Origin of the sequence: Bacillus sp. DTU_2020_1000418_1_SI_GHA_SEK_038 (assembly GCF_032341175.1) — a bacterium.
Lineage (GTDB): Bacteria > Bacillota > Bacilli > Bacillales > Cytobacillaceae > Cytobacillus.
In genome coordinates, this window is record NZ_CP135435.1 from 182224 (window position 1) to 209138 (window position 26915).

At 33.0% G+C, this 26915-nt stretch carries 27 protein-coding genes; 19 read left to right on the forward strand and 8 right to left on the reverse strand.

Annotated elements, in window-relative coordinates:
• Positions 1-126: 126 nt before the first annotated feature.
• From RRV45_RS01005 to RRV45_RS01020, 4 genes are read left to right on the forward strand one after another with little or no spacing between them, the layout of a single operon-like run.
• Positions 127-978, forward strand: coding sequence for a TnsA endonuclease C-terminal domain-containing protein (locus RRV45_RS01005; protein WP_315666907.1), 852 nt, complete (start codon positions 127-129; stop codon positions 976-978).
• Entirely contained in the window at positions 969-3128 is a 2160-nt protein-coding gene (locus tag RRV45_RS01010) for a Mu transposase C-terminal domain-containing protein (protein WP_315666908.1), read from the forward strand. The genes RRV45_RS01005 and RRV45_RS01010 overlap by 10 nt, the downstream gene beginning before the upstream one ends.
• Entirely contained in the window at positions 3121-4773 is a 1653-nt protein-coding gene (locus tag RRV45_RS01015) for an ATP-binding protein (RefSeq protein ID WP_315666909.1), read from the forward strand. Before RRV45_RS01010 ends, RRV45_RS01015 begins: the two co-directional genes overlap by 8 nt.
• A gap of 6 nt (positions 4774-4779) precedes the next feature.
• Complete coding sequence (locus RRV45_RS01020; RefSeq protein ID WP_315666910.1) at positions 4780-6666, forward strand: TnsD family transposase; 1887 nt, start codon at positions 4780-4782, stop codon at positions 6664-6666.
• Between the two features lie 241 nt (positions 6667-6907).
• Here the strand turns inward: RRV45_RS01020 and RRV45_RS01025 are convergent, their stop codons facing one another.
• A complete protein-coding gene (locus RRV45_RS01025) occupies positions 6908-7660 on the reverse strand; it encodes a helix-turn-helix domain-containing protein (protein ID WP_212138527.1) in 753 nt (250 codons plus the stop codon).
• Between the two features lie 17 nt (positions 7661-7677).
• Positions 7678-8223, reverse strand: a complete 546-nt coding sequence (locus RRV45_RS01030; protein WP_315666911.1) for a GNAT family N-acetyltransferase — start codon at positions 8221-8223, stop codon at positions 7678-7680.
• 120 nt (positions 8224-8343) lie between these two features.
• On the opposite strand from RRV45_RS01030, the gene RRV45_RS01035 reads away from it, so the two are divergent.
• The 3 genes from RRV45_RS01035 to RRV45_RS01045 are packed head-to-tail and all read left to right on the forward strand — an operon-like array spanning position 8344 to position 10880.
• Positions 8344-8898 carry a toll/interleukin-1 receptor domain-containing protein gene (locus tag RRV45_RS01035; RefSeq protein ID WP_212138525.1) on the forward strand — a complete coding sequence of 185 codons (555 nt, stop codon included), beginning with the start codon at positions 8344-8346 and terminating at the stop codon, positions 8896-8898.
• Between the two features lie 15 nt (positions 8899-8913).
• Positions 8914-10395, forward strand: a complete 1482-nt coding sequence (locus tag RRV45_RS01040) for an SIR2 family protein (protein WP_315666912.1) — start codon at positions 8914-8916, stop codon at positions 10393-10395.
• Complete coding sequence (locus tag RRV45_RS01045) at positions 10395-10880, forward strand: TIR domain-containing protein (RefSeq protein WP_212138523.1); 486 nt, start codon at positions 10395-10397, stop codon at positions 10878-10880. Before RRV45_RS01040 ends, RRV45_RS01045 begins: the two co-directional genes overlap by 1 nt.
• A gap of 123 nt (positions 10881-11003) precedes the next feature.
• Here RRV45_RS01045 and RRV45_RS01050 read toward each other — a convergent pair whose 3' ends face one another.
• Complete coding sequence (locus tag RRV45_RS01050) at positions 11004-11294, reverse strand: hypothetical protein (RefSeq protein WP_315666913.1); 291 nt, start codon at positions 11292-11294, stop codon at positions 11004-11006.
• Positions 11295-11422: 128 nt separating this feature from the next.
• On the opposite strand from RRV45_RS01050, the gene dcm reads away from it, so the two are divergent.
• The 5 genes from dcm to RRV45_RS01075 all read left to right on the forward strand — a co-directional run bounded on the left by dcm (position 11423) and on the right by RRV45_RS01075 (position 16753).
• Entirely contained in the window at positions 11423-12421 is a 999-nt protein-coding gene (dcm, locus tag RRV45_RS01055) for a DNA (cytosine-5-)-methyltransferase (RefSeq protein WP_212138521.1), read from the forward strand.
• Positions 12396-13568: a type II restriction endonuclease gene (locus RRV45_RS01060; RefSeq protein WP_315666914.1), complete on the forward strand. Its 1173-nt coding sequence runs from the start codon at positions 12396-12398 to the stop codon at positions 13566-13568. The genes dcm and RRV45_RS01060 overlap by 26 nt, the downstream gene beginning before the upstream one ends.
• A 65-nt stretch (positions 13569-13633) precedes the next feature.
• Complete coding sequence (locus RRV45_RS01065; RefSeq protein WP_315666915.1) at positions 13634-15142, forward strand: zinc-ribbon domain-containing protein; 1509 nt, start codon at positions 13634-13636, stop codon at positions 15140-15142.
• A gap of 36 nt (positions 15143-15178) precedes the next feature.
• On the forward strand, positions 15179-15538 hold the full coding sequence (locus RRV45_RS01070; RefSeq protein WP_315666916.1) for a hypothetical protein: 360 nt from the start codon (positions 15179-15181) through the stop codon (positions 15536-15538).
• Positions 15539-15949: 411 nt separating this feature from the next.
• Positions 15950-16753 carry a TIGR02391 family protein gene (locus RRV45_RS01075; RefSeq protein WP_212138517.1) on the forward strand — a complete coding sequence of 268 codons (804 nt, stop codon included), beginning with the start codon at positions 15950-15952 and terminating at the stop codon, positions 16751-16753.
• 146 nt (positions 16754-16899) lie between these two features.
• On the opposite strand, the gene RRV45_RS01080 is transcribed toward RRV45_RS01075, so the two are convergent.
• From RRV45_RS01080 to RRV45_RS01090, 3 genes are all read right to left on the reverse strand, one after another.
• A complete protein-coding gene (locus RRV45_RS01080) occupies positions 16900-18354 on the reverse strand; it encodes a TOTE conflict system archaeo-eukaryotic primase domain-containing protein (RefSeq protein ID WP_315666917.1) in 1455 nt (484 codons plus the stop codon).
• A gap of 347 nt (positions 18355-18701) precedes the next feature.
• Positions 18702-19289 (reverse strand): LysE family transporter, encoded by a 588-nt coding sequence (locus RRV45_RS01085; protein ID WP_315666918.1) that lies wholly within the window; start codon positions 19287-19289, stop codon positions 18702-18704.
• A gap of 136 nt (positions 19290-19425) precedes the next feature.
• On the reverse strand, positions 19426-20331 hold the full coding sequence (locus RRV45_RS01090) for a LysR family transcriptional regulator (protein WP_315666919.1): 906 nt from the start codon (positions 20329-20331) through the stop codon (positions 19426-19428).
• 734 nt (positions 20332-21065) lie between these two features.
• Between RRV45_RS01090 and RRV45_RS01095 the strand changes: the two genes are divergently transcribed.
• The 6 genes from RRV45_RS01095 (at position 21066) to RRV45_RS01120 (ending at position 25011) form a co-directional block, all read left to right on the forward strand.
• Positions 21066-21434 (forward strand): hypothetical protein, encoded by a 369-nt coding sequence (locus tag RRV45_RS01095; RefSeq protein WP_315666920.1) that lies wholly within the window; start codon positions 21066-21068, stop codon positions 21432-21434.
• A 166-nt stretch (positions 21435-21600) separates the two neighbouring features.
• The gene (locus tag RRV45_RS01100) at positions 21601-21990 is read left to right on the forward strand and encodes a hypothetical protein (RefSeq protein WP_315666921.1); all 390 of its coding nucleotides are present in this window, start codon (positions 21601-21603) and stop codon (positions 21988-21990) included.
• A 102-nt stretch (positions 21991-22092) separates the two neighbouring features.
• Positions 22093-22569, forward strand: coding sequence for a crossover junction endodeoxyribonuclease RuvC (locus RRV45_RS01105; RefSeq protein WP_315666922.1), 477 nt, complete (start codon positions 22093-22095; stop codon positions 22567-22569).
• Positions 22570-23351: 782 nt separating this feature from the next.
• On the forward strand, positions 23352-23663 hold the full coding sequence (locus RRV45_RS01110) for a hypothetical protein (protein ID WP_315666923.1): 312 nt from the start codon (positions 23352-23354) through the stop codon (positions 23661-23663).
• A complete protein-coding gene (locus RRV45_RS01115) occupies positions 23650-24141 on the forward strand; it encodes a hypothetical protein (protein WP_315666924.1) in 492 nt (163 codons plus the stop codon). Before RRV45_RS01110 ends, RRV45_RS01115 begins: the two co-directional genes overlap by 14 nt.
• 642 nt (positions 24142-24783) lie before the next feature.
• Positions 24784-25011: a hypothetical protein gene (locus RRV45_RS01120; protein ID WP_315666925.1), complete on the forward strand. Its 228-nt coding sequence runs from the start codon at positions 24784-24786 to the stop codon at positions 25009-25011.
• A 160-nt stretch (positions 25012-25171) separates the two neighbouring features.
• Here RRV45_RS01120 and RRV45_RS01125 read toward each other — a convergent pair whose 3' ends face one another.
• Complete coding sequence (locus tag RRV45_RS01125; RefSeq protein WP_315666926.1) at positions 25172-25633, reverse strand: putative iron-sulfur cluster-binding metallochaperone; 462 nt, start codon at positions 25631-25633, stop codon at positions 25172-25174.
• Positions 25634-25646: 13 nt separating this feature from the next.
• Positions 25647-26048, reverse strand: coding sequence for an Hg(II)-responsive transcriptional regulator (gene merR / locus RRV45_RS01130; protein WP_315666927.1), 402 nt, complete (start codon positions 26046-26048; stop codon positions 25647-25649).
• Positions 26049-26268: 220 nt separating this feature from the next.
• Between merR and RRV45_RS01135 the strand changes: the two genes are divergently transcribed.
• Positions 26269-26592, forward strand: coding sequence for a hypothetical protein (locus tag RRV45_RS01135; protein WP_315666928.1), 324 nt, complete (start codon positions 26269-26271; stop codon positions 26590-26592).
• Positions 26593-26915: the final 323 nt, after the last annotated feature.

Here is a 26915-nt window from a genome sequence, read left to right on the forward strand (position 1 = left end):
AGAAGAATGATAATAATGTTCCCTTAAAATCATAAAAAAGATTGCTGAGGGATATTGAATGTGTCTAACCGGCCCGTTAGAATCGAGTTACAAAAATTCACCTTATCGTAGCAGAGGAAGTGAAAAATGACTAAACGTAATCAATCTTGGAATGAGAATAAATATAATCGGTTTGTTAAAGAAGGACGGGGACAGGGAACAGGTAAGGAATATAAACCATGGTTGACTATTCAGGATTTTCCTTCTATGGGGAGAGTATCACGAATACTAGGGTGGAAGAGTGGTAGAGTACATCATTTATTTTCAGATTTGCAGGCTCGCTACTTTTATATGCTGGAGTGGGAAGATACAGTTGTTGACATTCGAGAACATTATCCCCTGTTGGACCTTGAAGATAATATTCAACATAAATCAGATTTGAATTTCAAACTATTTACAGATAAAGATAGTGGATATCCATATACACTAAGCACTAATTTCCTAATAACGATAAACAGAGCAGACGGAGTTAATTTGCATTTAGCCAGAAGCATAAAAATGGCTTCGGAACTTGAGAAGAAAAAGACATTGGAAAGATTAGAGATTGAACGCCGATATTGGACGGAAAAAGGAATAGACTGGGGAGTTGTTACTCAAAAAGAAATTTCTAATGTGCTTGCAAAAAATATTGAATGGGTGCATTCCTGCTTATATTCATATGCTGAAAGAGGTTTTACACAGGATGAACTAATTTATTTAGGCACCTCTTTAATAGAAAGATTAGTAGATGCCAAGCATTCAATTAGAAAGATTACTGCTGACTTTGACAAGGAATTTAATTACGATTCAGGAACAGCGTTGTTTGTGTTTAAGTTTTTAATTGCTTCCAAACAGATTGGGATAGATATGACTAACCAAATTGACGTAAATCTATCCAATCCAACAATAGAAGTAAAGCCACGAGTTACGAATGAGGAGGTAAAAAGAAAATGCTTGTAGTTAATAATCTTATTTCCTTCACTGATTCAGAAAACGAGAAAGTAGTAGAAAGGGTATTATGGCTTAATAAAGAACATGATTATGGGTATTTTTTTAATATTCATACCACCTCTTTGCCCTATGAAAGGAATATTTCAGAAGTGGAAGAGGGGCTTAACAAGGGTAGCATAATTCTTGTTGAAAAGGACCCATTCAGTCGGTTGATAAATGAACATGATATTCCTAAAAAACATCTGTCCTTACGTGACAGTACTTGGGAAATCATAAAGGATATTGTGGAGTTGGAGCCATTTGTCTACCACTCTGCAGAAAGAAGAAAATTAATTCTAAAAAAGAGTGAAGCCCACAATATTCATGAAAGTACTGTTATCCGCTATTTAAAGAAGTATTGGCAACGCGGTAAGACAAAAAATGCTCTTTTACCTGACTATTATCTGTGTGGAGGTAAAGGAAAGGAAAAAAAGGCCAGTGAGGTAAAAAGAGGACGGCCTAGAAAGCATGGACAGGTAACAGGTGAAGGAATAAATATTGATGAAAATATCAAAAAAATGTTTAGGTCTGCTATAAACAAGCATTATTACTCCTCTACCGAAAAATCACTTACTCTTACCTACGAACTAATGTTAAGGGAGTATTTTAGTATGGATAGTAAAGTGAAAGGAGATGTGGAAATACCCGTAATAAAATCCTACGGAGAGTTACCATCACTAAATCAATTTAGGTATTGGTTTGAAAAGGAAAGAGATATCAAAAAAGAAATTAGCCAAAGAAAAGGTCGGAAAAATTATGACCAAAATCATAGAGCAATTATAGGCGAGTCAACATCAGAAGCATTAGGTCCCGGTGCAGTTTATCAGATTGATGCAACAGTAGGCGATTTGTACTTGTTATCAAGATTTAATCGTGATTGGATAATTGGACGACCTGTAATTTATTCCGTAATGGATGTTTATAGCAGAATGATAGTCGGTCTTTATATTGGATTAGAAGGTCCATCTTGGGCTGGTGCAATGATGGCTTTGGCTAATGCTGCTTCTGATAAAGTTAGTTTTTGTCGGGACTTCGGAATTGAGATTGAAAAACATGAGTGGCCAGTTGCACACCTTCCAGAATCTATTTTGGCTGACCGAGGGGAATTAGAGGGAAATAAAGTTGATCCCCTAATTAATAACTTCGGAATAAAAATTTTAAATACACCTTCATACAGGGCTGACTTAAAAGGAATAATTGAACAACATTTTCGAGTTACCAATACAAGAACGAAGGCTTTTCTACCGGGTTCGGTAAAGCCTGTTAAAGAACGTGGTGATCGTGATTACCGTTTGGAGGCACAGTTGGATATTTACCAGTTTACTCAAGTGATTATCAAATGTGTTTTATATCATAATAATCAACATTATCTTACAAACTATCAGCGTGAAGAAATGATGGTGGAGGACGGAATAGAGTCTATTCCAATACAACTCTGGGAATGGGGGATAAACAACAAATCTGGAAAGTTACGTCATGTTTCAGAAGATGTTGTAAAACTCAATCTCATGCCAATGGGCAAGGCTACCGTAACTGCAAAGGGGATTGCGTATAAAGGATTACTCTATGGTTCAAAACAGTCTTTAAAAGAAAGATGGTTTGAAAAGGCACGGAACCGGGGCACTTGGAAAATTGAAATAAGTTATGATCCAAGAAATATGGATTATTTATATTTACGGGATGAAAATGGTTTGAGTTTTGATAAATGCTTTTTATTGGAACACCAGCAACGATATAAGGGCAAGGTGGTTGAAGAAATTAATTACTTGCTAGAATACGAGAAAATGAAAGAAAAGCAACACAAGGAGAAAACATTACAATCAAAAGTTGATTTAAACACTGAAATCGAAGAGATCGTAAAACAGGCTAAACTGGAAACATCCCAAAAACAAACGGATGTAATTAGTAAAAGGAGCAAAATAGGGAGCATTCGAGCAAACCGTGCTGTTGAAAAAATGATACAACGTGATGAAGAGGCTTTTGAATTAAATAAAGTTAATATTGAAAACTCTAAGATTGTTCCTTTTAATCAATCAGAAAGTGATGAATTTATGGGAGATTCAGGGTTTGATTTGTTGTTGAGAAAGCAGAAGGAGGCTTTAAAAAAGAAAGATGAATAAGATTATTATTCAAAATGGCAGTGATGCTATTGTTGCTGAATACGGGGAACAGGTTATCAAGGAATATAGTGGGAATCCTTTCATTGAAGCACTTCCTTCTATACTCTCTACAGAGGAAGCCATTGAAAAAATGGCTATATATGCCGAATACAATCCAAAAGAAAGAATGCTAGATAAACATTATCGCATTCATTTAGTACAAAGATTATTCCAATGCTTTCAGCCGTTATGGATACACTTGGACTTAGAAAGTAGAATCTCCAGAGTAATTCGTCAGGGGTATTTGGCAAGAAATCCTTTTCGAGCCGGGTATGCACAGGGCTTGCAGGAAGGACATCGAAATATCAAAGGATTGCAAAGTGAACTAAGCAATAATAGTGTTTTTAGAACAACTGCAGCAGGTTTTACGATAATCGGTGTGAGTGGTATGGGAAAAACAACTGCTATAAATAGGATTTTGTCCTTATACCCTCAAGTTATCGTTCACAAAGACTATAACGGAATAAATTTCAGTATGTATCAACTTTCATGGCTTAAACTCGATTGTCCTTTTGATTCTTCCTTGAGAGGACTAGCCTTGGAATTTTTTCGAAAGGTCGACGATTTATTGGGAACAGAATATCACAAAAAATTTGGGCTAGGTAGAAAAACGATAAATGATATGTTGGTGATTATGTCTCAAATAGCGAGAAACACAGGGCTGGGTGTTTTAGTTATAGACGAGATTCAGCATTTAAGTAAAGCAAAAAGTGGTGGGGATCAAAAGATGCTGAACTTTTTTGTAACACTAGTTAATACAATTGGTGTTCCAGTTATTTTAGTAGGAACTCCCGCTGGATTGTCTATTTTGCAAAGTGAATTTAGACAGGCAAGGCGGGGAAGTGGTCAAGGAGATATGATTTGGGATAGATTAAAAAACAACCAAAACTGGGAGTTATTGATTAATGCGCTTTGGGGTTATCAATGGACCAAGAAACAGATTCCTTTAACAGGTGATTTTAAAAATACCTTGTATGAGGAAAGCCAAGGTATTATTGATATTGCGGTAAAACTTTACGCTATGGGTCAAATTGATGCCATTATGACAGGGAGGGAAGAAATAACACCAGAAACCATTAGTCAGGTGGCTAATAAGCATTTACAACTTGTTAAACCAATGATTCAGGCTTTGAAGTCGGGTAACATTAGTAAGATTGCAAAGTTTGAGGATATCAGTACAGTAGATGTAGATTTTTTAGGATTTATGGATAGAGAAAGGGCTTCTATTGATTTGCAAATGAAGATAGAGGCAATAAAAAGAACGCAAAAGAAAAAAGAACAAGAAATGAGTATATCCATAAAAGAAAAGGCAATTTTGAAACTTATAGAATTGGATTTTGAACCAAACGAGGTTCAAAAGGTTGTAGAGGAAATTACTGAAAAAGAGGGAAATTTGGATATAAACGAATTGGTTGTGAGAGCCATTCAGGGAATATCTGTTGCATATAAACGAAAGAAAAGGTCAAAGAAGGAAGAATCTTCGGTAGTGAATGATATAAGAAATTTAGTTATTGAGGGACGAAAAGAGAACAAGACAGCGTATGAAATTCTTAGTAATGGTGGCTTTATTAAAAGTCATGAAAACGATTTTGGTTGGACAGGGTGATGGGAAATGATGACCTTCTTTCCTGTCCCGTATAATGACGAACTTTTATACAGTGTTTTGGCGAGATACCACGTACGTAGTGGAAACGTCAGTATCAAAGCAACACAAAAGGATATATATGGAACGGACAGTATTACAGCAATAATGGACTTGCCTTCTCATATCTATCGTATTATGGAAAACCTTCCTGTCGGGCATCATTATACACCCGAATACCTAATTGCAAATCATACACTGTATCCATTTTATGCTGCTTTCCTGCCTCCTGACCATGCTGCTAAAGTTAAAGAATCTATGATTGGGGATAATGGGGGCAGCATTTATAATAGGATTGGTTTGATGGCAAGTTCAGTTAAGTTTAATCAGTACTTTAAATTTTGCCCCCAATGTGCTGAAGAAGAGATGGATAATCTTGGGGAAATGTATTGGCATAGGATTCATCAAATACCGGGAGTTCTTGTTTGTCCAGATCATAACATTCCACTGTATGATAGCCAAGTAACTGTTAGAGGTTATAACAAGCATGATTATAGATTAGCCGCTCCTGAAACCTGCAAAAAAAGTGCTTCGGAATCAATTTACACTGATATGATTATGGAAAAGGCAATCAAAATTACAGAAGATATTAAATTCCTGTTAAGTAATAAGGTAGAAAATAAGTCGTTGGACTGGTTTAAAGAGCAGTATTTAAGTAGGTTAAAAGAACTTAGTTTTGCAAATGTAAACGGTAGGGTAAGAAAAAAAGAGTTGCTAGAGTCCTTTTTGGATTTTTATGGACATGGATTACTGGAAAAAATGCAGTCAGATATTAATAATAATAACAATTGGCTAAATGATATGCTTCGTAGAAACCGTAGAACTACCCATCCCTTAAGACACCTATTATTTATACAGTTCCTCGGAATTTCCATTTCGGATTTTTTTAGTAAAGAAATCGAATATAAACCGTTTGGAGAGAAACCTTGGCCATGTTTGAACCCTGTTGCTAGTCATTATTTGAGCCCCGTTGTTACCGACATAGAATTAAAGCATGGTACGGATAGTAAAAGTCCCATTGGGTTATTTAGGTGCGATTGTGGCTTTATTTACCTCAGAACAGGTCCTGATAAAGAAGAGAAAGACAGATACAAAATAACTAAGATTAAGCAGTTTGGCCCAGTATGGGAAGCCAAATTAAAACAACTTACTAGACAAAGACTAAGTTTAAGGGAAACGGCAAGGCAATTGAAGGTAGATCCAGCCACAGTCAAAAAATATGCTAAGAAATTAGGTTTACAAACATATTGGATAAAAAGAAGTGAGGAAGAGGATAGAAGTAAAAATTCCATTAAGCAGGATTCTCCTTCCAAGAAGAGAGAAGGATACAGAAGAGAATGGCTTAAATTAAAAAAACAATATCCCAGCAGCAGTAAAACAGAATTACGCCAACTTAACAATAGTGTGTTCACATGGTTATATCGTAATGATAGGGACTGGTTGAATCGAAACTCCCCTAATTTAAAATCAACCGCCAATGATAATCATAGGGTTGACTGGAAGTATCGGGATGAGGAAATTTACGAAAATGTAAGAGTTGCAGTCAATGATTTGTTATCTGTCGAGAAGCCCAAACGTATTACAATAAGTTCAGTAGGCAGTAGAATTGGAATTAGACCATTATTGGAAAAACACCTTGATAAACTTCCAATGACAAAAGGGTATTTGAATGACAAAACTGAGAGTATTAAGGACTTTCAAATTAGAAGGTTACAATGGGCAGTACAGGAGTTAAAGGAAGACGGACATGATTTGTCCTTATGGAGAGTTTACCGAAAGGCTGGAATAAGGGAAACATTCCAGTATGAACTACAAGAAGAGGCATTAAAATTAATTATTGAAAACAATTATTTGTAAACGTATTAATTATTATTGTATCCTATATTTTATCAGAAAATATATAATACAGTAAGGAAGAAGGGGCGGGGTGGGATAGGATTTCCCACCTTGCTTTTAAACTATTTGTCTATTACAATGAACTTTTATCACTGAAAAATGAAGGGGAAAATGGCTCTTAAATCCAAGTTAATGGTTTCCCTATATGTTTGTATAAGATTAATGCAAAAAACAATTTGAAATTTCCCCCTAGGATTATAAATCAAAAAGTACTATCTTCTAACCTTTTTAATGCCTTCTCATATGCCACGTTCCTTTCTTTTTCCTCCCAATCAAGCCTCTGTAATATCCGTTGCCAATATATATTTCCCTCAACTGCATAAGATCTAGCAGTCTCCCTCCATAAAAATGCCTCAGCCTCTTCAAGGACAATATAGTGCCTACTATAAATTTTAAAGTGAGGCATACCATCTTCTTTGATTAAACTATAAATTGTAGAAGGACTTGTCCGAAAATGATTTGCTGCTTCTTTTATAGTCAAAACAGTTCTTCCGTAGTAACTTTCCTTATCTTTCTTTGCATAGTTTTTTATTTCATTTGAAAAACTGGCTAATTCTTCCCTGATTATCTTTCGAAGTATTTCATCAATCATCGTAGGTTCCTCCTTTGTCTTTTGAAAGTTGTCGATTTCAGATTGAACTGTTTTCACATCCCAATTTTTATCTGGATCAGTCCAACCAAACTTTTTATAACTCTCAATTGTTTCTATAATTTCATTCTCATCTAGTATTATCCGAGATTTAACTTTTCGATGAGGCATTGCTCTTGATAGTGTCAATTGTCGAATTACGGAAGAACCAATACCAGTTAATGAGGATACTTCTTTGATAGTTAGATATTTTTTTATTGGATATTGTTCACTCTTGTTTAATTTATTTACTGAAATAGATATTTCATCTTTAAGGATGGATTCCAAAAGGTACTCAAATGAATAACTACTTAACTTTTTTCCCATTTATAGACCTCCTTTATTTATATATTTTTCCATTTTAAATCACCAATTTTTAGGCTTCCATTACTATTTTTATCTAAAATCACATCGAAATTGTGTTTCTTATAAAAGTGAACCAATCTATCTATATGACCACTATCAACACTGGATATCCAGCCAGTGATACTATTTATATTCCTTTGCTTTGCAATCTCAATAAGGCTACTAAGTAATATGCTTCCGTAACCGTGATTAGATAGATATTCTTCAATTTCAATGTCGGCTAAAGAAATACTAGTAAAGTCATCATTGAAAAATGCTTTTAAAACCGGATCTGGGTACAGGATTCCCTTCTTCGTTATGACTCTAACCCCAAGAAAAATGGTTGTTTCTTCCTCTTTGGGTGTTTCGTCATAAAAGTGTCTATATAGAATTAAATTGGCACCTTCCTTTTGGATTGTTGACATTAATTCAAAGCCTTTAGATGTTATCATTTCGGATTGGTATTTTCTCTCAAATTCAATATCACTTTTCCTTTTTAATGGTGCAATTTTACTTCTACTAAATATTTGCTCAAATATATTCATAAGCAACCACCTAACTAATTTTTACGAAAATATGTTCGTATTTATTGTATACTATTATATATTTTATGGTACAATTTAACTACAGAATTTTACAAATTTTTTATATTAGGGGAGATTAGAGTGGCTTTATTTTCAAGAAGAGACTTAATTAATAAGGCAAATTCTGTAATACAGAAAAGTTACTACACTAAATCGGCTTCAACTATATTAAACGAAAGTTACAAAGCCTACAGTCCATTTAAAACATACGATATTTTTCTTTCTCATAGTTACCAAGATGCAGAGGTGATTTTAGGATTAAAAAATACTTTAGAGGAAAGGGGATATGAGGTATATGTTGATTGGATAGAAGACAAGCAATTAAGCAGGGGGAATGTAAATGCACAAACAGCAAATCAGATAAGAAACCGAATGAGAACTTGTAGAAGTTTATTCTTTGCTACTTCTGATAATTCTTCTGATTCGAAGTGGATGCCATGGGAATTAGGATATTATGATGGTTATAAAGGAAAAGTAGCAATACTACCAATAAATAATTCATCATATCAGAAAGATTCCTTTGAAGGGCAAGAATATTTAGGATTATATAACTATGTTATTGATAACCATGGATTTGTGTATATTAAATATTTAAATGGAACAATTAAAAGTTTTAGAGAATGGGTCTCGGAATAAAAAGGGGGAACTATTTTGGAACTAAGTAGGGAAATCAATAATTTTATAGATGAATATGTTATTGCATTAAAAGAAGGAAATGCTGCAGTTTTTGCAGGTGCAGGTTTATCTATACCTTCTGGAGTTGTTAATTGGAAGGAACTATTAAGGCGTCCTGCGTCAAGACTAGGACTAGATGTGGAAAAAGAAAGTGACTTAGTATCATTGGCACAATATATCTATAATGATTCCAAAACCAAAACACCTTTAACGGAATTAATAAATAATCACTTTAGTCAAACAGGAAGAATAAACCGCAATCATGAAATCATTGCAGAATTGCCTATACGAACATTTTGGACAACTAATTACGATAAACTAATTGAACAAGCCTTAATCCAAGCAGGAAAGAAACCTGATGTAAAAAAACGAGTTAATGATTTGGCTGTGATTAAAAGTAAAAGAGATGCTGTTGTATACAAAATGCATGGTGATGTGGAAGTAGCAGATGAGGCAATTTTGATTAAAAATGACTATGAGTTATATGAGAAAAATAACCAAATGTTCACAATTGCTTTAAAGGGTGATCTAGTTTCTAAGACCTTTTTGTTTATAGGCTTTAGTTTTGAAGACCCGAACCTAGAACATATCTTAAGCCGAATTAAAATATTATTAGATGACCATACTCGAACCCATTATTATTTTATAAAAGAGGTGCTTGAAGAGGATTACCCAGATAATCAGAAGGGGAAAGAGCAGTTTCAATACGATAAAATTAAACAAGATTTAAAATGTGTTGATTTAGAACGATATTCCATTAAACCCCTTATGGTAAAGAGGTATGAGGACATTACTACAATATTGGAGGTTATCACTGAAAGATTTAATAGAAATAATGTACTCATATCTGGAAGTGCAGATGAATTTAGTGACTATACAGTTTCAGGAATAAGAGCACAAGATTTTATTCATAAACTAAGTAAAACTTTGAACCAAAAAGAATTTAAAGTTGCCACTGGATTTGGTTTGGGTGTGGGGAGCGCCGTAATAAATGGTGTATTAGAAGGAATGGAGGAATTAGGAACACGAAATATTAATGAACACTTAATAATGAGACCGTTCCCTCAATATGCAACAAACGGTAAGGATATAAGCCAATTATGGGAGAAATACCGACAACAACTCCTAAGTGAATGTGGGATAGCCATATTTATGTTTGGAAACAAAATTATTAAAAAGCAAGACACAGAAGAAGAGACTGAAGTTGTAGAAGCAAATGGTGTTATTAGAGAATTTGATATTGCGGTAGATAAAAATGTAAAGGTGATACCAATAGGCGTTACTGGATATGCAAGTCGAAAGTTATGGGAACAGGTAATAAACGATTTTGATAGATATTACCCTGATTATCCATATTTAAAAGATAAGTTTATTAAACTAGGTGAAGACGGTATTGATTTTAATCAACTAATTAATATAGTAACAGATATAGTTATTGAATTTAGAGGAGGAGAATAATGGCTAGAAAAACATTTTTCAGTTTTCATTTTGAAAGGGATTCTTGGAGAGCAGGTCAAGTAAGAAATAGTGGGCAATTTAAAGGAGATAAAGCAGGATTTATTGATAAAGCAGATTGGGAAGAGGTTAAAAGAAAAGGTGATCAGGCAATTAAAAATTGGATTGATAAACAATTAGAAGGTACTAGTACAACTGTTGTACTTATAGGGAGTGAAACATCTGAAAGAAAGTATGTAGGTTATGAGATTGAACAAAGTGCAAAAAGAGGTAATGGACTATTAGGTGTTTATATACATCGTGTTAAAGATGCTAATGGCAGTACGGACACGAAGGGGAAGAACCCTTTTGATAATTGGTATTATGAACGGGATGGAAAAAAAGTTTATTTCTCAGAAATTTATCCTACATATGATTGGGTAAGTGATAATGGACGAGATAATCTAGGTAAATGGATTGAAGCAGCCGCCAAAAAGGCTGGTAAATAATATTTGAACTTGGTCAATGGAATAATTGACTAGGTTCAAATATTTACGAAAAGAATTAAATTATGAAGCATTTAAATTTTATTACCATAATTAGTTAAGGTACAGAAAATGAGTATAGCATTGCTATACTCGATTAAAATACCTTATTTCGAATTGTTCAGTTCTCGTTAATTGATTGATTAACTCATTATCAAATTCATTTTCTAAAGGTTTGTTTAAATATATGTAGTCTAATTCTGAAAGAGGGGAGTTAAGTAATTCCATTAATTCAATGCTTTGATTGAAGGTATCTAGAAATACTCCTTTAATTACATGGTGGGTTTCTAATTGTTGAATTAATTCATTGACATGGAGTACTGCCTGTTCTGTACTTTCTTCTTTGTTTTTTTGATAATAAATTGCTACATTTGCCACTTGTTTCACCCTTTCCATTAGGGTATTGTTAAAAAGTAACTTATATATGATATCACATAATTCGACTCAAGTTAAAGATTTTTTGTTATAATTGGCTTACTAGAACAAGTTGAAGGGAGACTATAAATATGTTATATAAATTTATTGACTTGTTCGCAGGAATTGGTGGTATTCGTCTGGCGTTTGAAGAATATGGAGAATGTGTATTCTCTTGTGAATGGGATATGAAGGCTCAAGAAACATATGAAGCAAACTTCGGACATAAACCAGTAGGTGATATTCGATCAGTAGATGAAAAAGAAGTCCCAGATCATGATATATTGCTTGCAGGATTCCCATGTCAACCGTTCAGTATTGCTGGTGTTTCTAAGAAAAAATCATTAGGTAGAGAACATGGATTCCTTGATGAAACACAAGGGACTTTATTTTTTGATATAGCACGAATTATTAAGGAAAAGCAACCACAGGCATTTCTTCTTGAAAATGTTAAGAACTTAAGAAGTCACGATAAAGGTAAAACATTTAAGGTAATAAAAAAAGTATTAGAAGAAGAGTTAGGCTATACAGTTTACGATGAAGTTCTAAACGCTAAGGGTCTTGTTCCTCAAAACAGGGAACGGATCTATATTGTAGGATTTAAGAAAAGATTGAAATTTGATTTTCCCAAAATTCCTAAAGAGGGTCCAGCATTAAGAACTATCCTAGACGATAATGTTGATGATAAATATACATTATCTGATAAACTCTGGGAGTACCTACAAGCCTACAAAGAGAAACACGCTAAAAAAGGTAATGGTTTTGGTTATGGGCTTGCAGACTTAGATTCATATTCAAGAACTCTTAGTGCTAGATATTACAAAGATGGAAGTGAGATTCTAATTCCTCAAGGTGAAGGAAAGAATCCTCGTAAATTAACTCCAACTGAATGTGCCCGCTTGCAGGGTTTTCCAGAAACGTTTAAGATTGTAGTATCGAATACTGCTGCCTATAAACAGTTTGGAAATTCTGTAGCAGTTCCCGTTGTTCGTTTAATTGCTGAAAAAATGGTACAGGCAATAGAACGGGACGAAATACTACCAGTGGAAGAGGGTCAATTGGAGTATGCAACAGTCGGAAAAGTTAACTAGTTTGTTGGAGGCGGCCAGAAAGATTGGCCGCTTTTATTGTAAGTATGTTACTGCTAACGATGTTGGTCTTACCAATGCACATCAAGAAGGATTACATATTGCAAAACCTGCTTGGAATATCTTTTTTGAAACGCAAGGAGTAAAAGGGGAAAACAAGGATAAATATGTAAAAATACATATAGATGGATTTTATCCTTTTGAGAGCCGTGTTATTTACTATGGTAGAGGGACAAGGAATGAATACCGAATAACTCGTTTTTGGACAAATTCACCATGGGACAAAGACCAACAAGTAGGAAACCTTATTGTATTTCTACCAATAAGTGAAGAGGATTTCAAGGTTTACATACTAGATACAGAAGAAGAGATTGAAGACTTTACTGATCACTTTTCATTAAACTTAATGGGCAACAATGCTATCTATGACGGTGGTAGAGTTTCAGATATTGACCTGTCTAGGAGGTTGGAAGAGGAAATAGAATATGCAGTATCACAGTTTGATGATTTCCCTGCAACTGCTGACATGGCCGATATTACAAGACAGATACACCATGAGGTTTATAAACGGAAACCATTTACTCCTGATCTGATTATACTTGAATGGGTGAAAACAGAATACAGCACATTCAAGGCACTTGAAAGGCATCTATATCAAGAGTATTTAACGGAGCCATTCGGGGAAGTAGAGTTTTTAGTTGAAGTTGCTAATACTATTCTAAACCGTAGAAAGAGTAGAGCAGGAAAGAGTTTGGAACACCATGTAGATTACTTATTTTCTTCTTTTAATCTACCATTCTCTCATCCCGGTAGATCTGAAGGAAACAAGAAACCAGATTTCTTACTTCCCTCTAATGCTGCCTATGCAGATATGTCTTATCCAGCAAGTGATTTAATCTTCTTAGGTTCTAAAACTACTTGTAAGGATAGATGGAGGCAGATTCTAAACGAAGCGAATAGGATAGAACGTAAGCATTTATTAACCCTTCAACAAGGAATATCCCCAAACCAATTAAATGAAATGGAAGATGAAAAGGTCACCTTAGTTGTTCCTAAACCGTATCATACTCTTTATCCAGAACAATACCGTGATCGCTTATGGACGGTTGAAAAGTTTATACAGTTTGCAGAGGAGAAGTACAAATCTTGAGACCTTTCGAGGTCTCTTTTTGTTATTATTTAAAGGTAGTATTTTGTATTCTAGGAGGACAAAAATTGAAATCATTAGGTGAGTATTTTCCATCATTAATAAGTGAATGGCACCCCACTAAAAATGGAGAAAAATCTCCTTTTGACGTTTCATATGGGTCTGACTATGAGGCATATTGGAAGTGTACTATTTGTAAATTTGATTGGAAAGTACGAGTGGCTAACAGAACCCTTCATAAAACAGGATGTCCTAATTGTAATAAAAGATGGAACCATTCGTTTCCAGAACTCGCGCTTCTTTATTACATAAAACAAATATTTTCCGGTGCAATACTAGATTTTGAAATCGAACATGATCGTTTTAAGGGAGTAGATATTTTCATTCCATCTATCCATACCGTAATTGAATATGATGGTTACTTTTATCATAGAAAACAGTTGGATAGGGATCGTGAAAAGACGAGACTCCTCTTAGAACAAGGATATTATGTCATTCGAATTAGAGAAGGTAAATTGCAGGATTTAGGGATTATTCATTCAAAACTGCAAGTTTACTTATACCACAGAAATGGAGAACCTTCAGTAAATAAATGTATTAAGGACGTCTTATTATTATTATGTAATATCCATAATATTGACAAATCTGCGCAGCAGTTAATATTTAAATTCAAAGAAGAAGTAAATATCATTAAAGACACAATCCCAATTCTTGGACAATTACTTCCTGTTGTCCAAGAGAATAATCTTCTAGAAATGTACCCGGAATTAGAAAAAGAGTGGCACTTTGAAAAAAATCAACCTTTTCTACCACAACATTTCAAAGCAAAATCAAACTATTCTGTCTGGTGGAAATGTGATAAAGGTCATGAGTATGATACGAAAATTATTAGTCGTACAAAAGGTCACGGTTGCAGGTTTTGTGAAGGCTTAGAGGTTACACAAGATAATAGTTTATTAAAGTTATATCCAAGCATTGCAAAAGAATGGCACTATCAAAAGAATGGTATTATTACCCCCGATAAAATACATGGCCGTTCTAATAAAAAAGTTTATTGGATATGTCCAAACTGCAATTCCTCATACGATAAAATTGTGAATGAACGTACTGGTGGAAGAGAAAATTGCCCATATTGTGCGGGAAAAAGGGTTAATAACACAAATTCATTAGCAACAATGCGGCCAGATTTAGCCAAAGAATGGCACCAAACTAAGAATGATAAGAAGCCAGACGAAGTATCTACGGGTTCTCATTACTACGCTACTTGGAAATGTGATCGAGGACATACCTATCAGGCATACGTATATGAACGCAGTGGGGGACGAGGTTGTGGAATATGTTATGAAGAAATCGGGCGGTTCAAACCTCATAAGGTTTCAATTGAAAAAAGTATTATAACCAAAAAGCCCTATTTATTAGCCCAATGGGATTTTGAAAAAAACACTGTTATTCCTGAAGAGGTTGGGGCATACGCAAGGCAACTCATTTGGTGGCGGTGTTCAAACGGATGTAGTTGGCAACAAGAGCCAAATTCAAGAAATAGTTCAAGATGTAAAATTTGTAGAGTTAAAGATTGAGATTGCTAACTAATAGTTTTTTAAGAGGTGAAATATTTGATTAACTATGTTCTTGTGCTTCTAGCATTATTGATAATAGGTGTTTCTTTGATTATTCGCGCTGGTCGTACTGAATCAAAAAATTTAGATGAAGCGTATGAGTATCTAAACAAGTTTCGTGAATATGGTAATAGTATTTTCAAAGGAAAGGAGAATTACGAGGCCTATGAATGGCTAACAATGAGAGGGCCAAAAATGCAAGCCAAGGTTGGGGAATTAGGAATTGCAAGAGGGTTTATTCCCCCGTATTCAAACATTCAATATAACACATATCAGATTATCGTAAATGCACTTCCTACATTAAGAGATGAGGCAAGAGATCCAATGAGAGGCTATAACAGCCTTCAGAATATATAGTTCAAAACTACCTCACAATGATTGATGATGTGCTATTAAGGTATATAGGAAGGTTAGAAAATAGACTGGAAGATTTTAAGGCACAGTTAAAGAACCCTTTTATTTGGTTAAGAGAGGGTGTTCAATTTTTTGTGCAAATACCAATTCTCCTTTTATATTGGAGTGGATTAATTAAGTATGCTACTTATTATCGGTTCACTAATAATATCATAATAAAGTTTATAACTTTCATTATTATTGTAGTTGGCTTAATCAGTTCAATAATCACTATTGTAACTGGATATAATCCTTTCATGGAAATATTTAATAAGTATTTAGGTGATTTAAAGTAAAATGTATTTTTCAACATTGCTAGAAACGGGGCTAAAGTCAAGAGAGTTTCAATTATACTAAATATTTAAGGGGATCGAAATGACTAAATCTGGAACTATTACAATTGAATCATTTGAGTTATCTGCTTTAGAACAACTCTCAAAAATAATCGGTGATAGGTATACCGGTTCTGGGATAACGAATTTTTTCCATAAAGCAGGATTTACAAAATATCAGCATGACGGAACAACCAAGTGGAGATTTGTTTACGAAGTTTTACAAGATATCCAAAGCATACCTTCAGGTCAATATCATATTATAAAAATTATTCAATTACTATGTAATCCCCAAGAATACATAAATAATGGCGATTACCATGAAGAAATTGTGGGACAAGTAAACGAGATAATAAAGTTTTATGGTCTAAAAATAAGTTTAGAGACTGGTCAAATTGTTTATACAGGAAAAAAAGACACTAGATTAAATCGAAATTCACAAGAAGTAAAAGCATTTGATTCAAGGAATTACCATGAGGAGATTCGTAAGCATGGAAGGGAACTCTTTGCTGAAGGTAGATATTTTCACGCAGTCTTTGAATGCTGCAAGGCATTTGATAAGTATGTAGCAGATAAGGCGAAATTAGATAAACATGGATCAGATTTAATGAGTGCAGCATTATCAATGAAAGGTAGTTTAAAACTAAATAAACAAGTAACTGAAACGGATCGTAATGAGCAAGAGGGTATTATGCACCTTTGTATGGGCGTTATGAGGGCAATTCGTAATCCTAAAGGGCATGAACTTGCCTTAGAATGGCCGATTGATGTCAAGGATGCTCTAGATATTCTTTCTTTGTTAAGTTTCTTATTTCGCCAAATTGATAAGTCTATTTATTGGGGATAAACTTTCTGTGTTGGAATATTAGGAAACCGATGTAACTTTGTTTAATTTGTGATTCAAGAAAAGAGTGAGAAATTCTCACTCTTTAAAATTCGTCCATTTTAATATGATTAGATAAAATTGAAAAAAACAGTATAGAAGTACTTAATTTATTGTATTTTAATTGCTTGTTGCAATTTTGCTTTATAAAGTATCTCATTAATATTCCACCATTCGTTGTTAGGGAATGTTTTAATTATTAGAGTTGTTCTAATATCACGATAGGAATCCACCTTATCAACTGACACTGTAACTGTAATTTCTGGTTCCGCTGCTAACCAATTAAGACTTAATTCATATGTATTCGGCTGATTTTCTGGTTGGCCAGCGATGGGGTTCCTTGTTACCTTTATTAAACCTAACTGTTCAAGTTCTTTAATATGATCTATTGCTTTGTTCTTAGAGCATCGTGCAGCAGTTGCTATTTGTTCATATGTCATATAGAATTGGCTATTCTCCCCTCCGAAGCGTTTGGAATGAATTAGTAACGCGTTGATTGTATAGTGCAACTTTTTGGGATATTGATAAATAGTCAACATTTCACTTCTAGATACTATAATTTCTGTTTTTCCTTCAGCCAGCACTATGTTCTTTTTATAAACAAGATTAACAATTCGTGTAATTTCTTGAAAGCAAGTTTTAAGAGGGGTTTTATAAAATTTAGGATCTTGTTTTTCCATCCATTCTTTAAGTCTTTGCTCACATTCTTGTTTTGAAATCTTTAAGGTATTAAAATAGATTGCTAGTTTACAAAGAGAAGCATTTCTGGAATTTGGTTTTTTCAGTCCATTCTTATATAACGCTGCTAATGAATTTGGGGTTTCTGCAGCCAAGTCTAGATGAGATAGGTCTTGACTAGTTTCATTTTTAATTGGTTTTACATTCTCCAATATACTTTTTGTTACTTCTGGTAAATCATTGATTAAATCCTTTATAATCTCAGCATTTATAGGCTCTATTGTTAAAATAAAATCTAAGGATCGAATAGGCTTAAAGCCATTTTGGACGTCAACATACCAGCAAATATTATCAAGCGGATTCTTATTTTTAAAATTGATGCTCAAAGGGAGTTTTAAGCCTTGAGTAGGTGAAGGCCTTTTTTCAATTTGACCGTTAATAATTCCATCTAGGAGATTAAGTGTTGATTTGACCGCTGCATTATAGAGTTTTTCCATTGATTTGTATGGAATCTCCTTTGAAAAGTAAATATCTACATGATATCCCTTCGTACCGCTCCAACTTGTGAAAATTTTATCGGTTTGGATACCTAAGCCATTTAAAGATTCATAGAGAGCCAAAACCACCCTTCTAGCCTCTGCTTTATCGGGGATATCTACATCAAATGTCAAAAATTTAGTGTGTGTTTTTCTGCAAAAGATACCGTATGTATTTTCTCTCATTAAGTGCGACACTAAAAATCCATCGTGCAGACGTTTATGACTTTTGTTTTCATACGCATTAAAAGTTTGATAACCATTACCATCGTTATTTTGTTTGATGTACTTGTATCTTACTGTAATGAATAACTCCTTTAATTTGTTCAAAACTGCATTTAATTCATCCAAAAAATCACGTCCTTTCTATTTTTTAATCAAATCTTCTATTTTAATATTCCCCCTTATTACAATGTTCACGGCTTAATATTGTTATATCATAAGAGCAAAAAGACCAGATTAATATGTTAGAACATAATTGTGGCGAGTTGTATTCGGCAATCAAAAAATGCTGTTTATGGCAGTATGTTTTATGAATGTAAAAAGAGCCTGAATATATAAGAAATGCATAAATTCTTGCATACTATAGGCTCGAAAATTTTATTCCTTGTTGTATTAATGCCCCCGTTACTTTAAGTACAATTCTTCACAATATGAAAGTTGTTTATTTCTTTAGGATATTTCAAACTCTAATTTTTTTACTGTAGTAAAAGTGAAACTGCACATTGCAAAAGTAATAACGCCAATATAATATTTACTATTTGATAATGTTTGATATATGTCTTTTGTAATAATCCTCCAAAAAATATCCAAGTCAGGGTAGCAATCGTACCTACTGTGGCAATAATCATTTCAAAAAATAAAAGCGTCCCCAGTGATGAGTAATAAGGTGTAATATATCCTGTTAGTGCGGTAATTCCAAATAAAAATATCTTTACATTCACAATTTGTAAGACAAAGCCGGTCCAAAAAGAGGGTTGTTTGTCAGAAGTTTTATTGTCTGGCTTACTAATTGCAACCTGATAGGCGAGCCACACAATATAAATAGTTCCCGCATATGTAAGGACATTCATGATTGGATTTATTAAGTTGTCTAATCCAAAAATAAAGAAAGCACATAATGCTTGTACAAAAAAGTAACCGGCAAAGATACCGAAGTATAATGGTTTTCCCTTTTTCCACCCATAATTTGTCATCGTATTTAATGCTAGAATATTACCGGGTCCCGGTGTAAAAGCATTAATTAGTGCGTAGATCACAAATGAAAATAACACTTGAACTCCCATATCAAAATTCACTCTCCAATTTTACAAATCTCTTCATTCATTATAAGGGAGTTTCCTAGGTATACTGTAATGTTAAATCAACATAGCCTGATATAACAAAAGGTTATATCAGGCTGCCTATTAAGTCGATTTTCAATTATAATTCCTGTGCAACCTTTTTTAAGGCATCTACATATATTTCACCAAGTCTAGTTAATGTGACATCACTATGCTTTATTATTCCTACACGTATGACTTCATCTACATTAAGAGGTACAGCAATAATATCATCCCCATGAAGATATTTAGGAAAAACTCCCGAAGAAATGGTATAACCGTCGAGACCAATCATGAAATTAACAATTGCTGCTCTGTCACTCACTTTGATACTTTTCTTTACACTTCTTGTACTTAAAATTTCTTCTGAAAAGTAAAAAGAATTGTATTCTCCTTGCTCAAAAGAAAGGCATGGGTAGTCATCTAATTCATCCAAATTAATAGATTCTTTGTCGGACAACGGATGTCTTTTACTAATAAACACATGGGGTTTTGCAGTAAATAGTTCTGAAAAGGTTATGTTACTTTCTCTTAACAGTTTTAATATTACTGATTCATTATAGTTACTTAAATAGATAATACCTAACTCACTTCGTAAATTTTTCACATCTTCAATGATTTCATAAGTTTTCGATTCTCGAAGTGTAAACTCATATTCAGCAGCCCCAAATTCTTTTACAAGTTCCACAAATGCATTGGCTGCAAAAGTATAATGCTGGGTTGAAATACAAAAATTTTGCTTAGTCGGCTCTTCACTTAAATATTTTTCTTCAAGCATATTAAACTGTTGTAATACCTGTCTGGCATAACCTAGAAACTCAGACCCTTTATTAGTAATAGTAACTCCTCTATTTGTTCTAATGAATATAGTGATTTTAATTTCCTCTTCTAATTCCTTAATCGCATTCGATAATCTTGGCTGGGAGATGAATAAACTTTTTGCTGCTTCATTCATGGACCCCTTACTTGCTACTTCTAATACATACTTTAATTGCTGTAAAGTCAAACTGAACACTTTCCTTTCAAAGGTAGTCATTCATCGAATAAAAGAAGCATCTTCATTAGAAAATATATCATTAATAAAATTGGGATGCATAGTTAATATGTTTGATGGTAAAGCGTATTTATGAAAAAATTTATAATCTAAAGATTCGTTTGAATTAAAACGAAGTGTTCCTTCTGTAATTTCTGCTAATAAACAAGTTGTTAATAGTTAGGATCAGAATAAACACCTATCATTTTTTTAAAAGTTTAATTGATTATAACACAGCAACATAAGCATTAATATCCAGACCTTTTTGAAAATCTTATTCCTTTAAATGGGCAAATCGTTGTTCACAAGGTAAACCCCACTCTTAAACTAAACTGCCCGTTAATACAATAAGCACTACCAATTGTGTATAAACATAAGCGTTTATACAGTTTTCCATTGAGAAATGATACAAAATGATTTATAAACATACTGCCAAAACCTACATCATTTAAATGCCAGAAACACGAGTTTTGTGAAAATGTGAAATGCCTATTTAATCAAGATATTCTAAGCATATAAAAACATTTTAAATACAATAATTAAGTACTTCTGTACTATAATTTTTAATTACGTCTATCTATACTAGTATGGCTTTTTAAGGAATATTTTTATTTTGGAATTAAACAGATTGAAAACAAGGATAGATCATATGTGTGTATAAAGTAATATGTGTAAAATATTTTCACTAGAAAGGTGTGTACACTCATATGGTTAGCAAGGAAAGACAAAAGAAATTGGATTACGTTAAGGCGATTCACAATGATTATACTATTGTCATTGCAAAGCATCCCCGCTTCGAATGGGTAAATCATTCGGAAAGCAAGTTTATTTACTTTTTATACATTACGAAAAGTCAAAAGTGTTTCGTAGATAAAAACACAGCCCATGTAGGTGAATTTAATATCCTTTGTTTTCAAAATTTCTATTCATCCTTCATAAGTCTAATGAAGGTGATTGTACCTATACTGGCTGAATATATTTTAGACAATGACGAACTCTTTAAAATAATCATGTTATGTGAGGAATTAGAAGATCCGGATGAAGAGCCGCTCCATGAGAAGGATAGCGATGAATGATTAGAAACGGCAAGGATACTATCCTTGCTATTTTTTTATTTACAAAAATCTACAACAATATCTATATGGGTTTCATTAATAATAAAGGTTTTTCCTTTCTAAAAAAGAAGTTACAAATAGAGCATTCCCTTGAAATAGGGGATCATGAAGAAAGGAGAGGAGATAAATGGGCAAATATGAATTTAGCGTTCATGAGTTAATTAGAATAAATGAGTTATTTAATGATGCAGCAAGTGTCTTATTTCATAACTTAAATAAATTTGTTTACGTGGAAATAATCGATCGTGAAGGTGAAAAGAATTGTTTTACTTTGACTAAGAGAGATTTTAAGGCGATTCAAACTGATTTTTTTATTAGTGTATTGAATGATATAATCCTAGACGGATTGGACGAAGAACTAATTATGAGTGTTAAATTAAATCCCAGTGTTGAGAATTTTCCAGTTGAAATCATTTTTAAGTATCAAAATGAAATTCATGAAAGGTACTTTTGCAATTTCAAAGAACTAGGATTTATCTATAATTCATTGAAAAAACAAAAAGAAAATGTTAAATAGATAAAATTAATTGAAGGACAAAAGAGTGCTCACCAATGACAAAGCCTGTATTAGCGTAAATATTGATTGTAATACGTTGATGCAAAGTAGGGAGGTGTGCATATGCAATTGAAAAATGAACCAACAATCATGGGAATAGATGCCTCACTATCTTCTACTGGCGTTGCTATAACAACCCTCGAACAAAAAATTGTCATTCTTCATACAATAAAAACCAATGCTGATACACCCATTCACAAAAGGATTCATTTTGTATATATGGAACTTGAAAAAATAATTGACGATCACTATGTACAACTGATTTTATGTGAAAATAATTATACTGGTGGAAGTAAGGAAGTAAATTGGGTTATAGGAATAATCTTTCTCATTGCAGCAAATAAAGGGATAGCAATAAAGACATATGCTCCGGCTTCCATTAAGAAGGCTGTCACAGGTAACGGAGGAGCCAGTAAGAAAGAAATAAAACCGGCTATTCATAAAATTTACGGTGTTCTAAGAACTAACGAGCATGTACGTGATGCATTGGGGATCATACATTGTTATTTTGTCAAAGAAGGGGAGGTAAGAGATCTATAAATTAACGGCTCCAGTAGTATTGCATATTGAAGAGTAAACATAGCGTTTGCTCTTTTTCATTTTTGTAAATACTATCAATAAAAGGAGTTGAGCATGATGTATAAACATGAAATACATAAATCATTCACATATTTATTTTTCTTTGTAGTAACAATAATTTTTTTAATCTCAACGGTTCCTATATCGTTCCAAGTTGACGAATACACATACATGACTGCCTTGATCTTTTCTATAATTGGTACGGTTTGTTTTAGTGAGATATATTTCGGATTACATGAAACAATCAAGGATAAGGATTTCCTTGCAATATTCGTCCGAAATCTTTTTCTACTCTCCGTTTTTTTGATTAACTGTTCCATAGTGTTACTAGGAAATTGGTTTGTACTGCAGTACGGACTAGTAGATACGTTAAATTATACATGGTACACAGTTATTGCTGGCTTTATATGGTTAATTAGTTTTCACATTGCCAAGATAATACCAAATCTCCCAGCAATGGTATTGAAGAAGAAGGAGCAATAGATCCCGCTCCTTTTTTCTATTGTCAAAATATGTCGAATAGGTACTTTATTTGCCGTTGATTTGGCCCTGACTGTAACTCTCGATCAACGTATAATAATAGAATATCCATAATTTTTAATAGAGTGGAGGGGTTTAATATAGATTTGCTAATACCTAACAAGAAGAAAAGAGTGAATACTCACTTATATAATGCCTTGTGTAGAATGCTTTTAATCTTATTGTTTACTCCTTTGACCTTACAATTCTGGGATCACAGTTTTATGTCTTTTATCATTGTTGCATATCTAACCATGCAGGCAGGGGGATTTATATATAAGCGTATGTATATTCCAACGTATCAATACGCTGTCTATGAGAATGAATATAATAAAAAAATGCCAACTGTTTTTTCGTGGGTTATGCTTACTTTAGTATTATTTGTTTCAATAATATCTGGACTGATACTATTCTTTCAAGGAAACAACGTGTTTTCTGCTTTCTTCATGCCTTTCTTTTTCTTCATGGGAGCATTCTGTTGGAATCTAGTAATTAATACTTTCACCGAAACGAGGGAATACCATGAAGGAGATTAATTCAAATATCCGTTTTGTTGTTACATTTTTTATTTGGGCAATCATATTTTGTATTATTTATTCAGTTTTGTTTTACCCAATCAATTATTTTATCTTAAAATTTAGTCCTAAAGACTATTTTGGTTTATTTGCTGGGGTTTTCATTTGTAGTGGTGTGCTTTTTCACCGTTTCTATTTAAACCTATTTGATAAAGTAGTACAGTACTTTCAAATCAAGAATGAGACATTCTGGAATGGTATTGCACTTATTGCTTTTAACTTTACAGGTTTGTTCGCAGGTTTCCTAGTTTACCTGATTACTAAAGACTTGACCTACGCAGAAGTTACTGCAATGGTTTATAGTTGCGGGGCAATTAGTTGGTTTATACCCCTAAATATAATTAGAAGGGAAGTAAAGGAAAGACAAATTAGGGAAGAAAGATCTAACAAAATCTTTATAGATGAGAATGGAATTAAGAGACTTTATTTTAAATTATAGGTATTGATTAGTAATAATTAATATTAGTTAATAACGATTCAGAATTTTTTATGTGCGATAATAACAATGTAAATAAGTTATTTCAAAATGTCATTAATTAAAAAGGAAATTGCTACTTGTTATTGAACTAGCCTAGTGTCAGGACTAAAGATTTCTCATAGATTCCTGATGGTTAGTATTCCTTGAAATGTCTTAGATTCCTTTCTTGTGCATACGCCCTTTTCGTTTGGAATAATAATTATGCACATAAGACTAGATAGTGATATTTGCTATTTGGTCTTTTCATTTTTGAAAAATAAGACCGAATATAGTAGTTTTTTGTGATTTCCATGCCTTACTTTTAGGAAAATTTTATTAATGAAAATAATAAATTCACCTTCCGAAAAAAATCCATAGATAGTGATTAATGTAATTGTTTATTGTCTAGAAAAAAGAAAGAAAACGAATAAATTAGATTTTCAATAACATTTATTTATTTTGAAAGTTTATGGCAATATTCAGTACTTTTTGACTGATTTTAAGGATAAGCCGTTTGACTAATCATGTGAATTTTCGGATCAGACATGGGCAATTTTTTAAAGGTTTATGCTCCTAAAAGTTTAATAGATACATCAAAAAAGAAATACTGAAAGGAGAGTACTCATGACTGATTGGGAACAATTCACAGAATGGATAGAGCATTTAGGGACAGGTTCTATAGTAACACTATATGTAATAATTTTTGGGGGGCTTTTTTTACTTTGTATAAATGCTTTAGTTGAAAGGGCATTGAAAGATAATATAAAAAATTTAATTATCTCAAAGTATATTTATAATTATTGTGTGCTTTTTCTTCTTGTTGGAAGTATTATTCTTGGTTTAACCCTTTGAAATAGGGTGTATTTGGTAATTGGAAAATGCCGTTAATGGTAGTATCTTTATGAATATAAGAAGGCCTAAAATACGCAAGTAGTGCATAAAAACCTACATATTTTAGGCTGTTTTATTTTATTCCTTATTGTGTTAAGCCTTCGTTAGTTGAAGAGCATAATTAACTTTTAATGCTATTTATATACTTTGTAACATTACCCAAACAGCAACTTCCCTGTGGATTGTTAACTTCGCAACCACATCGGTTTTCCTTTATGTTTTCTCGAATATGTTCAATTGGATTAAGGGAAAGTTCTTGTTTAACATGCTTCTTAATCTTCTCTTTTGTCCAGTCAAAGCAATAGCAAATAGGTGTTGTAACATGGTCATCTTTTTGATGTGTTGCTACCTTTATGTCAGATGTAAGATACTTCCTATTATCGGCATCAAAATAAACTACATCACACTCTTTACTTGAACAGAAATAGTGATTTACATTCGCATTTAAAGTTTCTAATGCAGTCGGTTTAAGTAATGACTTTAGTGTAATCAACTTTACGTTTTTTGCTTTATTATTACAAGTTGGACAAACACCATCATTTTCTATTTTCACTTCATTAACCTTACTACTACAACAATCCATCGTTCTCCCACCTTTATTTATCATTCATTACGGTTTCAATAATAGGACATTCACGTAGAGATTTTTCATCAGGACAACATTCTTTTAATTTCATTAGCATGTGTTCAATTCGTTTTAAATTTCTAATTTTGTCTTGTACTTCATCAATTTTTCGGTTTACAAAGTCATACATATCCCTACATCTTTCACTATCTTTATCAACAACTCCAAGTAATTTATTAATTTCTGCTAAAGAAAATCCTAAATCTTGCATTCGTTTGATAAAATTTATGCGATTAACAGTATCATCTGAATAAACCCTATAGCCTGAGTCTGTTCGGGATGGTTCAGAAAGTAACCCTATCTTTTCGTAGTATCTAATTGTTTCTTTATTTATACTACATTTTTCAGCAAGTTCACTAATTTTATATCTCAACTGAATCCCCCCCTATAAATTATAAACCCTGTACCATAGTACGGGGTAAAGAGTGTTTTAAAATTATTTTTTTATTGAACCTAACCGCCCCATTAGTGAATAATCTCTCCGTTATTGCAGGACTAATTTCCTGTTATTTTTTTAAGGGAAATTTACCTTATTACTTGAAGATGATTAGATGCGCGGTATAATCTTCATCATCAAATACAGAGGTGAAGAAGTGAAAAGATATCTTGGAATTATTACTGACATAAATGACCTTGAGAGTTATAAAGAAAGTTTGAGAAACTTTGCAGCAAGAGTTAATAAAGAAATAGATGTGATTTTTTTAAAGGAAACAAAATTGATAGCAGAATTTATCAAAGAAAATCATGAGAAATATTGCAGGGTCATTTTTTATGATTATGAGGAATTTAATAATATTAAACAATTGCAAAATGTCTTTCGGCTTTGTCAACACTATAATTTAGAACTGTCAATTATTAAACAAGATATCCATTCTGATGTTGCGGTAGAGTTGTCATATCTTCTGCAGGTTATATAATAGGTAGGAGTAGATATTGTTAAAAAAAGGCTATACAGATATTAATAATGGTATAGGAGATAGCATATGATTTGTGAATGTGGTGGAGTTCTAAATGTAATACGAATAGAAGAGTATCCAAAAGATCTGAAAGATAAAATTAACTATAAGCGTCTTTGTGATGTAGAGTGTTTAAAATGCGGCAGTGTTAAATATAGTCAACCTTATGATTGGGGTAATATTTTAAACCCAGTTAGAAATCTTAATTGGACAAATAAGTAAGAATTTTATCAGTATTGAGGTTTGTATCATGATCCAAAAATTCTTAACAAAATGACATTAAA